Raw genomic sequence first — 12,526 nt, 5'->3', positions numbered from 1 at the left:
ACCGTCATAAGTGCTACTTTGCTGTGACATTTGTGGAGGCGAAACGATGATCACGAACGACAGGCTCTTCATCGGAGGCGAGTGGACGGCGCCGAGCGATCCGACACGACTGGACATCGTGTCCCCGCATGACCAGTCGGTTCTCGGACGTGTCGTCCAGGCGCTTCCGGCCGACATCGACCGTGCCGTCGCGGTGGCAAGGGCCGCCTTCGACAAAGGTCCGTGGCCGCACACTCCGCCGGAGGAGCGCATCGCGGTGCTTCGGCGGCTGAACGCGCTTAGGGCGGCCCGCGCGGACGAGATCGCCGAGCTCATCTCGGCCGAGAACGGCTCCGCGCTCTGGTTCACCAAGGCCGGACAGCCCGGAGTGGGGCGGCTCGCCGTCTCGTATCTGAAGGCGGCGGAGGAATTCGGCTGGGAGGAGACGCTCACGCCCTCGGACCCGTCCGCGCCGTTCCGTTCGATCGTGCGCCGGGAGCCGCTCGGAGTGGTCGCCGCGATCATCCCGTGGAACTCGCCGTTTTCGGCGTCGATGGCCAAGATCATCCCGGCGCTGCTCGCGGGGAACACCGTCGTCCTCAAGGTCTCGCCGGAGAATTCGCTCAGCATGAGCCTGCTCGCGGACCTCCTCGCGGAGGCCGGGCTGCCGTCCGGGGTGATCAGCGTCCTGCCCGCGGACCGGGAGACCAGCGAGTACCTGGTCAAGCACCCCGGCATCGACAAGATCGCGTTCACCGGCTCGACCGCCGCCGGTCGCCGGATCGCGTCACTGGCGGGGGAGCGGCTGAAGCGGGTCAGCCTGGAGCTGGGCGGGAAGTCCGCGGCGGTGATCCTGCCCGATGCCGTCCTCGAGGACGTGATCGCCGGGCTGAAGTTCGGATCGCTGCTCAACAACGGCGAAGCCTGCATCGCGCAGACAAGGATCCTCGCGCCGCGCAGCCGGTACGAGGAGGTCGTGAACGGGCTCAAGGAGATGATGGAGTCGCTCGTGGTCGGCGACCCGGCCGACGAGAAGACCTTCATCGGCCCGATGGTGCGGCCGGGCCAGCAACAACGGGTGCGCGACTACATCGACATCGGAATCGCCGAGGGCGCGCGGCTTGTCACCGGCGGCTCCGAGATCCCCGAAGGGCTGGAGAAGGGCAATTACGTCACGCCGACGTTGTTCGCCGACGTCGACAGCACGATGCGCATCGCCCAAGAGGAGATCTTCGGGCCGGTGCTGGTCGTCATCCCCTATACGGACGAGGACGACGCGGTCCGCATCGCCAACGACTCCGAGTACGGGCTCTCCGGCGGCGTCTGGTCGGCCGACGAGGACCGCGCGCTCGCCGTCGCGCGGCGGATGCGCACCGGGACGGTCACCGTCAACGGGGCGCCGATCGGCTTCGACGGGCCCTTCGGCGGCTACAAGGCCAGCGGCATCGGCCGCGAATACGGTGCGGCGGGCCTTGCCCAGTACGTCGAACTCAAGACCATCACAAAAGGCGAGCGCCGGGAATCCTGACCGTGATCCGCTCGTCCGCGGCAAGGATCCGCTGAAGCCGGAAACGGCAGAGGGTATGGAACATCTCGCCCAGCTCTTCGGGGTCGATGCGGCCTTCGAGGTCGCGCTTGCTCGCGTTGAGCACCCGGCTGATCACGTTCGCGGGCAACCGGCCGCCGAACTCGCCCATCAGCCAGACACCGATTTCGCCGATCTCGTCCGTGATCGTGCGCTGCGCGGTCATCAGCCGTACCCCTCTGCGTCGGAGTGTCGCCGGTTTGCCCCGGCGACACTCCGACGGGCGGCCGGATCACCCATGACGGGGATCCCGCGAGATTGCTCCGCTCGGCCTAGCCGCCGGCGCCGGTTGCACCGAACCGTGCAGTCGGCGGAGCGATCTCCGGGGAAACCCCGATGTTACCGACATCGGGGTGTGTCAGCCTCGATGGTGACCATTGTGGACAGTCGGAGAGGAGGGCACACGCGTAGTGGCCCCGGCAAGTGATGAACGAACCGACCAGTGGATCGCGGAACTGACGGCCCTCACCGAGCTTTGCCGGTCCTCGGGATCGGCGGAGCAGGTGTCGTATGAGGGGTGGCACACCGGAGCCAGGATCGGGACCAGCACCGGGGACGGGCGGATGCTGGCCTACAAGGATTCGGGCGTCGAGGCGGAGTGCGTCTTCCGGGCGGGAGAAAGCACGCTGTTCAACATCATGAGCACCGGATACGGGAGTGACACCACAGAGCGAGGGTTCGCGGTGTGGAGCGCGCGGCCGGGCGCGCTGGGCGCGATCGACCCCGGGGTGACCCGGCTGGAGGTGGCCGACGCGGACGGCGCCGTCGTCCAGGCCGAGATCGTGGCGCACACCTTCGCCGTGGACGTGGACCTGGGGCCGGCGCCCCGGACGATCGACGAAGTGTTCGCGCCCTGGGAGCCGCCGGAGCTGACGGTCCGGGTGTACGGCGAGGATGACGCGTTGCGCTACGAAGGTCCCTTGCTGACCAGGTGACGCGAAGGCCCCCTTCACCGCGTCCGCGATGAAGGGGGCCTTTCGGGAAATCAGCCGTTCGGAGTCGTGATCACCGCGAAGGTGGATCCCTGGCTGGCGATCCGCTCGCTGAGATCGGTGGTGATCGTCTCGATCGGCGCGTAGTTGTTCAGCTCACCGGCCTGGCAGGGGCCCGACCGGGACTGCTGGTTGCCGACCAGGATGCCCAGCGCCGCGTGGTCGGCCTGGCTGAACAGCGGTCCGCCGCTGTCGCCGGGACGAGCGCACAGGTCGGTGTTGATGCCGACGTCCGTGGAGAGGACTCGCCCGCAGCGGGTCCCGACGAGGTAGCCGGCACCCGCACCGCTGTCGACGGAATCGGGGTAGTTCACCTTGCTCGACGCCGTTCCGGACGCGCAGACGACATACCCGGCCTTGATCTCGGCGAGCTTGCGCGCGCCGGTGATGTACTCGTCGACCGAGGTGGCCTGCGCGCCGCACGGGGTGTCGCCGTTGCTGTCCATGCCTCCGTTGCGGCAGTACTTCAGCACCCGGTTGCGGCCGGTCTGGCCTTCGAGCCACTTCGTCGACGCCGCGTCGTTGACGTACGGCAGGGCCGCGTAGTCATACGGATACGAGCTCTTCTCGATGCCGTGCTGCTGCAGGACGTCATTGCCGTTGTGCTGGGTCGGCGTGTTGTTGGTCTTCGTCCGCATGCAGTGGCCGGCGGTGAGCACCCAGCCCTTGCCAGGGAAACCGCCTCCGGTGGACCGCAGGTTGAAACCGCTGGTGCAGCCGCCCCAGGTGCCGTCGTCCCGCTTCATGTCCAACCGGAGACCGCCCCGCATCGGACCGTAGTTCGTGCAGTAGAGCGGATGGCAGAAACCGAGATCCACGTTCGGCGTGGCCAGCGCGTTCGGATTCTTCAGTACCCGGGAGACGACCATGCCGGATTCCTCCGCCGCGGCCCGTTGCGCGGTGTTCGTCTCGGTGGCCGCGGCGATCTTTTCCCGCGCCACCCAGTCGCGTTCCCAAAGCACGACACGGTTTTCCGACTCGCTCACCGACGGCAGGTAGACCGCGTCCGGTCCCGCGCCGACCTTCGCGGCAACGCGTTCCTTCGCCGCCGTCAGCTGCCGCAGCGAATGCTGGACCTGTTGCGTGCGAACGGAGGAACGGGCGGGCATCGCCCGCAGATAGGGCTCGGCCGCGGCGGGCTTGGTCATCGCCACGACCAGCTGCCCCTTGTCCTGGTCGAGCCACATGCCGCCGTACTCGGCGCCGCGATCGCGGCGCAGCAGCTCGTCCAGCTTGCCCCCGTCGGTCTGCAATTCCAGGCGGCGCAACGCCTCCTGTTCGCTCACTCGGTAGTTCTCGACGAGATAGCGCACCGACTCCCGAACCGAAGCGGGGTCGAGCGAGGTGTGGAACGACTGCACGGTTTCGGCCGACGCCGAGCCGCCCAGTGCCGTGGCCGCTGCCAGCACCGAAACGGCCAGGGCCCCCAGTCTTCTAGCTCTCCGCACGAGATCTCCTCACATGTCGGGACTTCGCGATCATTCAACCGGAAGACACCGAACGGGCGTGGAGATTTTCCGACATTGCCGCGCCCCGTGCCCGCGATACGGCGGACACGGGGCGGAATTCGGCTACAGACTCGGCTCTCGCCGCTGTTTACCCTGTCGGGCCTTGACAATCCAGGCGCAGAAGAGAGTCAGGAGACCGACGCTGGTCCCCGCCGACACACCGACCTCCGGCGTGCTGATCTCGACGACGCCGACGACGATCGCGCCGCCGATCGTCAGCAGAAGGCACATCCGCAGTGTCGGCGCCCAGCCGGCGAGGACCGCCATCGCCAGGCAGAGCCAGCTGTCGCGGCTCTGTACCTTGCGATGGCGTCCCGGCGTCCTGAGCAGTGGCCGCGCCGCGCGGATCATCTCCGCGGACGTCGCGACTCGCCGGGCCGGCTTTTCGACGTGTTCGATGACGACTTTGACCCGTTGGGGAGGTCCGTTGTCTGGTGTCTTCGTGTTATCAGGCTGTATGGTCACGACCGTCCTGTCCTTGTTCTTGCGAGCTTGCGTACGGACATCCGCGTGGCCTCCTGTGACAGCAGGGGGCCACGCGTGCGTTACCGGTTCTTGACCGGTGCGGCTGAGGACATCTTGGCGAAAGCGGACGGTGACCGTTCAGTCGTACAGCGTGTGTCGCGCTGAACGGTATGCACGCGTCGCTCAACGGTCTGGGTGACCCCGAAAACTACTAAAAGTAGCGGGTGAGGCCGAATGGACCAGTGCCGTCGAAGGCCCGGCAAGTTGCCATTCCGGGATCGGCGCGAAAGGCGCAGCTGTGGTCCACTTCCCTGGTGGAGACCAAGATATTCCGCTTCGTGCGTGCCACTATCGCCGAATGCGAAATGCTGATCGCAACTGCCGGATACGGTCGAACTTCGGGCAGTCTCGACGAGGTTTGAGCAGCCATGCTCACGTTCGGTTCACTCGTTCAGGTGTTTGGTCGCCCATTGTCGACCCGCTCGGCTTACCAACAGCGAGTGACTGGTCTGAACGGGTGGACACTTCGACGCCGTTCTGCTGCCGTGGTGGAGTCGATGTCGGCGAGCGGGGAGAGTTGGGGACGTTGAGTGGCTGGAATCCTCCCCACTCGGCATGACCCTGATCAACGGAGGATCGGGGACACTCAACGTCCCAAATCCTCCACGCCCGCCCGTGGCGCGGCGAGTGTCCAATGTCTAACCGGCTTTGCCACTCATGAGATCGATTACGATGCGGAAGTGGACGAACGACCGATCACCACGGCGCAGCGTAACTTCCGGCGGGTCGCCGGCGAGCTGGAAAGCATGGGGACCCAGGATCGTTTCACCTACATCTTCCGCTCCCGGTTGTGGAGTTCCTCGTCAGCCTCGGGTCCCGGCTCCGAGGCCGTCCAGACGCGAGAGCTGAGCGATCAGTTGCCGCTACTCCTCGATCGCTTCGGGGTCCGGACGTTGCTGGATCTCCCGTGCGGCGACTACGGCTGGCTCAGCGAGGTGGATCTCGATCTGGACCGGTACATCGGCGCGGACATCGTGCCCGATCTGATCGAGCTGAACGCCGAGCGGTTCCGGGACGATCCGGTCCGCGACTTCAGGGTGCTCGATCTGACTTCCGATCCGCTGCCGCGGGCCGATCTCGTGCTCTGCCGGGATTGTCTGGTCCATCTGAGTTTCGCCGACATCGAGCGGGCGTTGCACAACCTCCGGCGGAGCGGTTCCCGGTACCTGCTGACCACGACTTTCACCGACTTGGGCACCAACACCGACATCGTGACCGGTGACTGGCGGCCGCTGAACCTGTGCCGGGAACCGTTCGGGTTTCCCGAGCCGCTGGCGGTACTGGTCGAGAGGTGCACCGAAGAGGGTGGTGCCTACGCCGACAAGTCCCTGGGGCTGTGGGAGATCTCCGCGATCGTGGACTAGCGGAGCGGGAATTCGTCGCCGTGTTCCTCCTGCGGGCGCGGGCCGAAGATGCGTCGCTCGGTCTCGGGAATGGCGACGTCGTTGATACTCGCCTCCCGACGACTCATCAGGCCGCGCTCGTCGAACTCCCAGAGCTCGTTGCCATAGCTGCGCCACCACTGCCCGGCCCGGTCGTGCCATTCGTACTGGAAGCGGACGGCGATCCGGTTCTCGGTGAACGTCCAGAGGTTCTTGCGCAGCGCGTAATCCAGCTCTCGTTCCCACTTCGCGGTCAGGAACGTGACGATCTCCTCGCGGCCCCGGACGAAGGTGTCGCGATTCCGCCAAACGGAGTTTGGCGTGTACGCCGATGACACCTTCCGGGGATCGCGCGTGTTCCAGGCGTCCTCCGCCGCTTGCACTTTCCGCAGCGCCGTCTCCCGGGTGAACGGTGGGTAAGGCGGGCGATCTTCCGTCATGGTCGAACCTCCTTGGGTGGAGAACGTGCGTTCTCTACGTCTGGCGCCTACAGTAGGGAACGACCGTTCTCGACGTCAAGGGAGTACCGATGCCGGCCGCCGTCACCGACGAGCAGAACCGCGTGGACCGCGAAGCCCTGCTCGATGCCGCCGAGAAACTCTTCTACGAAAACGGCATCCAGGCGGTCGGCATGGATCAGGTCCGAGCGGCGTCCGGCCTCTCACTCAAGCGGATCTACCGGTTCTTCGAAGCCAAGGAAGACCTCGTGGTGGCGATGCTCAAACGCCGCGATGAGCGCTGGCGGGGCAGCCTGGCCGCCCGGGTGGAACAAGTCGAGGACCCCCGGGAGCGTGTGCTCGCGATCTTCGATTGGCTCGCCGAGTGGTTCGCCGAACCCGGCTTCCGCGGCTGCGCCTGGATCAACGCCCACGGCGAATTCGGCCCGTCGTCCGCGGCGGTACTGGCCGAAGTGCGGGCGCATAAGCAGGCGTTCCACCAGCAGATCGAGAATTGGGTGCGGGCCACCGGGCAGCCGGTCGCGGAAGTGGTCTACCTGCTCGCCGAAGGGGCGATCGTGACGGCGGGCATCAGCGGCGACCCCGCGCCGGCGCGTCAGGCGCGCGAGGCCGTCAAGACACTGCTCGGCGAATGAAGGTCACTGTTCGCTGTCGAGCCGCTCGGCGATCTCGTCGAGGATCTCGGTGACGCTTGCCCAGTCGGAGTCGTAGATCCCTTCACTGGCGTACCACTCCATGACCACGCCGTGGCGCTCGCCCTGTCGGAGATCGACGCACAGAAGGCCGCCGTCGATGGCCCGGCCGATGGGAAGAACCGCTGTGCAGTAGGGAAATCCGTCTGCGCCTGCCTGCTTCCGGTGCGTTCCTTCGGGGGTGCAGCAGCCGGGGTCGGGGTACTGCGATTGCCTGGCGTACTCCTCCTCAGCGCGCGCCACCGACAGAGGCAGGTAGCCCTTCGGGATCAACTCTACGGATCGGTTCCCTGCTCCGTGGTCGTCGAAGCCGTCCATGAGGGTCCACCAGGTGAGCAGTTCGGGCGGGAATTCGAGGCCGACGCGGGTTTGGAGGCGCTCGAGGTGCTCAGCCAGCGCCGGGGGCCACGTCGCTTCCACGGGTACACCCTAGCGGGCATCGGCGACTCCTGACCGGATGCCGGCCGGAAGACCCCAGGCTTCCGCGACCCGTTCAGGCGTCAGTACCGATGCGGGCGCGCCCTCGCCGGCGAGCCGGCCGTCCTGCAACAGCAGGCAGTGATCGGCCCGGCCCGCGACTTCGAGGTCGTGCGTGACCCGCAGAACCGTCGTGCCCTCGGCGAGCGTGGCGCGCAAGGCCTCATCGATCAAGCGGCGGGCGTGCAGGTCGAGACCGGCCGACGGCTCGTCGAGCAGTAGCAGCGCGGATCGCTGGGCGAGCCCCTGCGCGACCAGCGCCCGTTGCCGCTGTCCGCCGGACAGCATGCCGATCGGCCGGTCCGCGATCGACGTGATCTCCAGCAGTTCCAAGCATTCTCCGACGATCTTACGATCCAATTTGGACAATCGCCGCCAGTGGCCTCGGTGTGCCCAACGGCCCATCGTGACGGTGGCACGCACGGTGATCGGCAGCGATCGCGACACCTCGCTCTGCTGGGTCACGTAGGCAACGCGACCCGGATCCCGGCGGGTCACCGAACCGCTGGTCGGCGGGAGCACTCCCGCGACAAGGTTGAGCAGCGACGACTTGCCCGCGCCGTTCGCTCCGGCGACCGCGGTGAGCCGCGCCGACGGGATCTGAGCGGTGATCCCGCGCAGCACCTCGCGAGAGCCGTAATGGGCGTGCGCACGGTCGATCGTGAGCGCCGTTGTGTCCGGGGTCATCCCACCCTCTTTCAGATAATGACAATCATTACCACTATAGTGTGACGGGTGGAGTGGTTGCTGATCCCCTTCGAGGTCTCGTTCGTGCAGCGTGCGCTGGTGGCGGGAGTGCTCGTTTCGGCGGTGTGCGCGGTCGTGGGCACCTGGGTGGTGTTGCGCGGCATGGCGTTCATCGGCGACGCGATGTCGCACGGCATGTTGCCCGGCGTGGCGATCGCCTCGCTGACCGGCGTGAACCTGCTGATCGGTGCGGCGATCAGTGCCGGTGTGATGGCCCTCGGGGTGACGGCGCTCGGGCGTTCGCGGCGATTGTCGGAGGACACCACGATCGGGCTGCTGTTCGTCGGCATGCTCGCGAGCGGCGTGATCATCGTGTCGCACTCGCGGTCGTTCGCCGTCGATCTCACCGGATTCCTGTTCGGTGACGTACTCGCCGTCGGATCCGGCGACCTGGTGGGCCTCGCGGTCACCCTGCTCGTCGTGGGAGTGGTGGCGCTGGTGGGACATCGCTCGTTCACCGCACTCACCTTCGACGTGCGCAAAGCGCACACCCTGGGGCTGCGGCCACGGCTCGCGAACGCCGTGCTGCTCGGGCTGGTCACGCTGACGATCGTCGCGTCGTTCCGCGTGGTGGGGACTTTGCTGGTGTTCGGCCTGCTCATCGCCCCCGCCGCGGCGGCGCTCTTCTGGTCGCGGCGGATCACCACGATCATGCTCATCGCGGCGCTGCTCGGCATCGCCGCCACGGTCGGCGGCCTGCTCGTGTCCTGGCATTGGGGCACCGCGGCGGGCGCGACCATCGCCGCCGGCGCGGTCCTCCTGTTCTTCCTTTCCGCGTTCCTGTCCTTCGTACGACAGCGATTCCGTTCCCTGACACCGGAGATCGAGTGCTCACGATGAAACTGAAAGCAGTGACGGCCGTCGTCGCGGCGCTGACCTTGGCGGCGTGCGGCGGGGAGCAGCCGAAGGAGGTGACCCCGGAAGTCCCTCATGGCTATGTCGAAGGTGCCGAGGAGGCGGCCGAGGCACAGTCACGGCTGATCGTCGCCGACTCGGACACGGGGGCGGTGCGGGTCGTGGACCTCATCACCGAGGAGGTCCACGAAGTCGGACGCGTCGACGGCGTGCGAGCGGTGACCGGAGACGGCCGCTTCGGCTACCTGACCGCGGGCGACGGCACGATCCGGGTGATCGACAGCGGATCCTGGATGGTCGACCACGGCGACCACGTCCACTACTACCGGGCGAAGGTCCGCGACGTCGGAGTGGCGCCGGGCAAGCAGCTGTCAGCGGCATACAGCGATCCCGCCGTCTCCGCACTGTCCTATTCGGACGGAACAACCACCCTGCTCGACCGGGCCGCGCTGGACAAGGGGACCGTCACCGAACTGGGGAAGATCACGCATGCCGGCGTCGCCATCCCATACGGCGAACACATCATCGCCACGGTGACGGACGACGGAAAGCCGTTCGCCCGCGGGGTGCGTGTCCACGACCGCCAGGGCAAGGCCGTGGCCGAGATCGACCAGCCGTGTCCGGAGCTGCGGGGCCAGGCGGTGACCAGGCGTGGTGTCGTCTTCGGATGCGCTGACGGCGCCCTGCTGGTGACCGAAAAGGACGGTGCGTTCGCCGGGGCGAAGATCCCGTATCCGCGCAGCGTCACCGCGCAGGAACGCGCCACGGCCTTCTTCCATCGTCCGGGTGGTGCCACGCTGGCCGCCCGAGCGGGTGACTCCGCCGTGTGGTCGTTGGACGTCGGGCGCCGGAGCTGGCAATACGTCGAGACCGGACCGGTCGCCGCGGTGAACGCCGTCGGTGAGGGCGGCCCGCTACTGGTCCTCACCCGGGACGGGAAGCTGCGCTCCTTCGACAGCGCCGGAAAGGAACAGACGGCGATCCCGCTCCTGACCCCGGAAGGGACCGCCGCCGGCGCCGCCACGATCCAGGTCGATTCGACGCGCGCCTACCTCAACAACCCGCTGTCCGCGGAGGTGTACGAAATCGACTACAACGACAACCTCCGGCGTGCCAGGACGCTGAAGGTCGGCGGCAAGGCGGGCCACATCGTGGAGACCGGCCGATGAAGCGCCGCGTACTCACCCTGTTCGCGGTGGCGCTGCTGGCGGTGGCGGGATGCTCCGGAAGCGGCGGGGGCGGAAAGTCGGTCGTCGTCACCACGAACATCCTCGGCGACATCACCCGCGCCATCGTCGGCGATCAGGCCGAGGTGACCGTGTTGATGAAGCCGAACGCCGACCCGCACTCGTTCGGTATCTCCGCACAGCAAGCCGCGCAGGTCGAGCGTGCCGGCCTGATCGTCTACAACGGACTCGGGCTGGAAGAGGGGATGCTGCGCACCGTCCGCACCGCCGAGGAAAACGGCGTACCGGCGCTGCCCGCCGGGGAGCGGGTGAACCCGATCAGTTACGCCGACAACAAGCCGGACCCGCATTTCTGGACGGATCCGGCACGGGTGTGCGACGCGGTGAAGACGATCGCGGACGAGGTCGTCGCCCATGTCGGCGGCGTCGACGAGTCGGTCATCCGCGCGAACGCCGAACGCTATCGCGGGGAGATCGAAGCGCTCGACCGCATGATGACCGAGAAGTTCGGCGGGATCCCTCGTGAGCGCCGGAAGCTCGTGACGAATCACCACGTGTTCGGCTACCTGGCCCAGCGGTTCGGCTTCGAGGTCGTCGGCGCGGTGATTCCCGGCGGAACGACGCTCGCGTCGCCCAGTTCCTCGGATCTCAAAGCGCTCGCCGACACCGTCCGCGCGGCGGGCGTGCCGGTGATCTTCGCGGACTCCTCCCAGCCGGACCGGCTCGCGCGGGTACTGGCCGAGCAGGCGGGGCTGCACGTCCAGGTGGCCCCGTTGTTCTCCGAGTCGCTCAGCGAACCGGGCCAGGGCGCGGCCACCTACCTGGAAATGATGCGCGCCAACACCGAATCGATCACCACCGGTTTGACCCGTTCCTGATCGGAACAGACGAAAGGCACAGTGAAATGGCACGGAAGACCCGATATCTCGCGCTGATGGCGACGACGGCGAGCACCCTCGCACTCGCCGCCTGCGGGACCGAACAGCCGGCGGCGGAGCCGGGGAAGAACGCCGCTCCGGCTCCGGTCGTCGCGAATCCGGTGGCCGTCACCTATGACGGCGGAATCGTCCTGCTCGACGGGAAGACCCTGCAAGTGGCGAAGAACCTTCCGCTGGAAGGCTTCAACCGGCTCAACCCGGCCGGGAACGACCGGCACCTCATGGTCTCGACCTCCACCGGGTTCCGGGTCCTCGACGCCGTCGGCGCAGTGCTGACGGACAACGAGGTGAAGGCGGCCAAGCCCGGGCACGTCGTCCGCCACGCCGGCAAGACGGTGCTGTTCGCCGACGGAACCGGCGAAGTGACCGTCTTCGATCCGAAGACGATCGGCACCGCGGCCTTCCCCGCACCGAAGCACAAGACTCCGGAAGCGCACCACGGCGTGGCCGTCGAACTCGAGAACGGCGAACTGGTGACCACCGTCGGGAACAAGGACAAGCGGTCCGGGATCGTGGTACTGGACAAGGACAAGAAGGAGATCGCGCGCAACGAGCAGTGTCCCGGCGTGCACGGTGAAGCCGCCGCACGCGGGGAGGCGATCGTGGTCGGCTGCCAGACCGGCGTGCTGATCTACCGGAACGGTGTGATCACCAAGGTGACCAGCCCGGATGCCTACGGGCGCATCGGCAACCAGGCGGGTTCCGACGTCTCGCCGATCACCTTGGGCGACTACAAGGTCGACGAAGCGGCCGAGCTCGAACGCCCGACCCGGATTTCGCTGATCGACACCGAGAAGGCGACGCTCAAGCACGTCGACATCGGGACCAGCTACACCTTCCGTTCGCTGGCCCGCGGCCCGCAGGGCGAGGCGCTGGTGCTGGGCACCGACGGTCAGATCCACGTGATCGACCCGGTGACCGGCGCGGTGACGAAGAAGATCGCCGTCATCGGCACCTGGCAGGAGCCGATCGAGTGGCAGCAGCCGCGTCCGGCGATCTTCGTCCGGGGCGGGACCGCCTACGTCACCGATCCCGGCAAGAAGGAGATCCACTCGGTCGACCTCGCCTCCGGCACGAAGACCGCGACCGGCACGATCCCGGGAACGCCGAACGAGGTCAGCGGCGTGCTCGCAGGCTGATCGAGCCATAGCGGCCCCGCACCGGTCGGGTGATCCGAGTGTGGAGGATTCGACGTCCCGAA

At 67.3% G+C, this 12,526-nt stretch carries 14 protein-coding genes; 8 read left to right on the top strand and 6 right to left on the bottom strand.

Annotation, left to right across the window (positions count from 1 at the left end):
* Positions 1–46: 46 nt before the first annotated feature.
* Entirely contained in the window at positions 47–1,507 is a 1,461-nt protein-coding gene (locus AORI_RS61235) for an aldehyde dehydrogenase (RefSeq protein ID WP_016334393.1), read from the top strand.
* On the opposite strand, the gene AORI_RS61230 is transcribed toward AORI_RS61235, so the two are convergent.
* Positions 1,479–1,730, bottom strand: a complete 252-nt coding sequence (locus tag AORI_RS61230) for a hypothetical protein (protein ID WP_016334392.1) — start codon at positions 1,728–1,730, stop codon at positions 1,479–1,481. The two genes, AORI_RS61235 and AORI_RS61230, sit on opposite strands and share 29 nt — an antisense overlap.
* Positions 1,731–2,067: 337 nt before the next feature.
* On the opposite strand from AORI_RS61230, the gene AORI_RS61225 reads away from it, so the two are divergent.
* The gene (locus tag AORI_RS61225; RefSeq protein WP_228688391.1) at positions 2,068–2,499 is read left to right on the top strand and encodes a hypothetical protein; all 432 of its coding nucleotides are present in this window, start codon (positions 2,068–2,070) and stop codon (positions 2,497–2,499) included.
* Between the two features lie 50 nt (positions 2,500–2,549).
* On the opposite strand, the gene AORI_RS61220 is transcribed toward AORI_RS61225, so the two are convergent.
* Positions 2,550–4,004, bottom strand: a complete 1,455-nt coding sequence (locus AORI_RS61220) for a trypsin-like serine protease (protein WP_228688389.1) — start codon at positions 4,002–4,004, stop codon at positions 2,550–2,552.
* A 123-nt stretch (positions 4,005–4,127) separates the two neighbouring features.
* Complete coding sequence (locus AORI_RS61215) at positions 4,128–4,529, bottom strand: hypothetical protein (protein WP_228688388.1); 402 nt, start codon at positions 4,527–4,529, stop codon at positions 4,128–4,130.
* 740 nt (positions 4,530–5,269) lie between these two features.
* Here AORI_RS61215 and AORI_RS61210 point away from each other — a divergent pair.
* The gene (locus AORI_RS61210; protein WP_016334387.1) at positions 5,270–5,953 is read left to right on the top strand and encodes a class I SAM-dependent methyltransferase; all 684 of its coding nucleotides are present in this window, start codon (positions 5,270–5,272) and stop codon (positions 5,951–5,953) included.
* Here AORI_RS61210 and AORI_RS61205 read toward each other — a convergent pair.
* Positions 5,950–6,411 (bottom strand): nuclear transport factor 2 family protein, encoded by a 462-nt coding sequence (locus AORI_RS61205; RefSeq protein WP_016334386.1) that lies wholly within the window; start codon positions 6,409–6,411, stop codon positions 5,950–5,952. The genes AORI_RS61210 and AORI_RS61205 overlap by 4 nt on opposite strands.
* An 89-nt stretch (positions 6,412–6,500) precedes the next feature.
* Here AORI_RS61205 and AORI_RS61200 point away from each other — a divergent pair, with 89 nt between their 5' ends.
* The gene (locus AORI_RS61200; RefSeq protein ID WP_016334385.1) at positions 6,501–7,064 is read left to right on the top strand and encodes a TetR/AcrR family transcriptional regulator; all 564 of its coding nucleotides are present in this window, start codon (positions 6,501–6,503) and stop codon (positions 7,062–7,064) included.
* 3 nt (positions 7,065–7,067) lie between these two features.
* Here the strand turns inward: AORI_RS61200 and AORI_RS61195 are convergent, their stop codons facing one another.
* Positions 7,068–7,541: an SMI1/KNR4 family protein gene (locus AORI_RS61195; protein ID WP_016334384.1), complete on the bottom strand. Its 474-nt coding sequence runs from the start codon at positions 7,539–7,541 to the stop codon at positions 7,068–7,070.
* 9 nt (positions 7,542–7,550) lie between these two features.
* Complete coding sequence (aztA, locus tag AORI_RS61190; RefSeq protein WP_016334383.1) at positions 7,551–8,285, bottom strand: zinc ABC transporter ATP-binding protein AztA; 735 nt, start codon at positions 8,283–8,285, stop codon at positions 7,551–7,553.
* 48 nt (positions 8,286–8,333) lie between these two features.
* On the opposite strand from aztA, the gene aztB reads away from it, so the two are divergent.
* The 4 genes from aztB to aztD are packed head-to-tail and all read left to right on the top strand — an operon-like array spanning position 8,334 to position 12,464.
* Positions 8,334–9,185, top strand: coding sequence for a zinc ABC transporter permease AztB (gene aztB / locus AORI_RS61185; protein ID WP_016334382.1), 852 nt, complete (start codon positions 8,334–8,336; stop codon positions 9,183–9,185).
* A complete protein-coding gene (locus AORI_RS61180; RefSeq protein WP_016334381.1) occupies positions 9,182–10,369 on the top strand; it encodes a WD40 repeat domain-containing protein in 1,188 nt (395 codons plus the stop codon). Before aztB ends, AORI_RS61180 begins: the two co-directional genes overlap by 4 nt.
* A complete protein-coding gene (gene aztC / locus AORI_RS61175; protein WP_016334380.1) occupies positions 10,366–11,265 on the top strand; it encodes a zinc ABC transporter substrate-binding protein AztC in 900 nt (299 codons plus the stop codon). Before AORI_RS61180 ends, aztC begins: the two co-directional genes overlap by 4 nt.
* Before the next feature lie 26 nt (positions 11,266–11,291).
* Entirely contained in the window at positions 11,292–12,464 is a 1,173-nt protein-coding gene (gene aztD / locus AORI_RS61170) for a zinc metallochaperone AztD (protein ID WP_016334379.1), read from the top strand.
* Positions 12,465–12,526 lie beyond the last annotated feature (62 nt).

The sequence above is a fragment of the Amycolatopsis keratiniphila genome, assembly GCF_000400635.2.
Lineage (GTDB): Bacteria > Actinomycetota > Actinomycetes > Mycobacteriales > Pseudonocardiaceae > Amycolatopsis > Amycolatopsis keratiniphila.
Note: the sequence above shows the minus strand (reverse complement) of the source record. Positions and strands in the feature narration are given on the sequence as shown.

Bases quoted from the DNA above. Each gene is read 5' to 3' on its own strand.
- AORI_RS61180 (WP_016334381.1), top strand. From the start codon at position 9,182: ATGAAACTGAAAGCAGTGACGGCCGTCGTCGCGGCGCTGACCTTGGCG.
- aztA (WP_016334383.1), bottom strand. From the start codon at position 8,285: ATGACCCCGGACACAACGGCGCTCACGATCGACCGTGCGCACGCCCAT.
- aztD (WP_016334379.1), top strand. From the start codon at position 11,292: ATGGCACGGAAGACCCGATATCTCGCGCTGATGGCGACGACGGCGAGC.
- AORI_RS61235 (WP_016334393.1), top strand. From the start codon at position 47: ATGATCACGAACGACAGGCTCTTCATCGGAGGCGAGTGGACGGCGCCG.
- AORI_RS61205 (WP_016334386.1), bottom strand. From the start codon at position 6,411: ATGACGGAAGATCGCCCGCCTTACCCACCGTTCACCCGGGAGACGGCG.
- aztC (WP_016334380.1), top strand. From the start codon at position 10,366: ATGAAGCGCCGCGTACTCACCCTGTTCGCGGTGGCGCTGCTGGCGGTG.
- AORI_RS61200 (WP_016334385.1), top strand. From the start codon at position 6,501: ATGCCGGCCGCCGTCACCGACGAGCAGAACCGCGTGGACCGCGAAGCC.
- AORI_RS61230 (WP_016334392.1), bottom strand. From the start codon at position 1,730: ATGACCGCGCAGCGCACGATCACGGACGAGATCGGCGAAATCGGTGTC.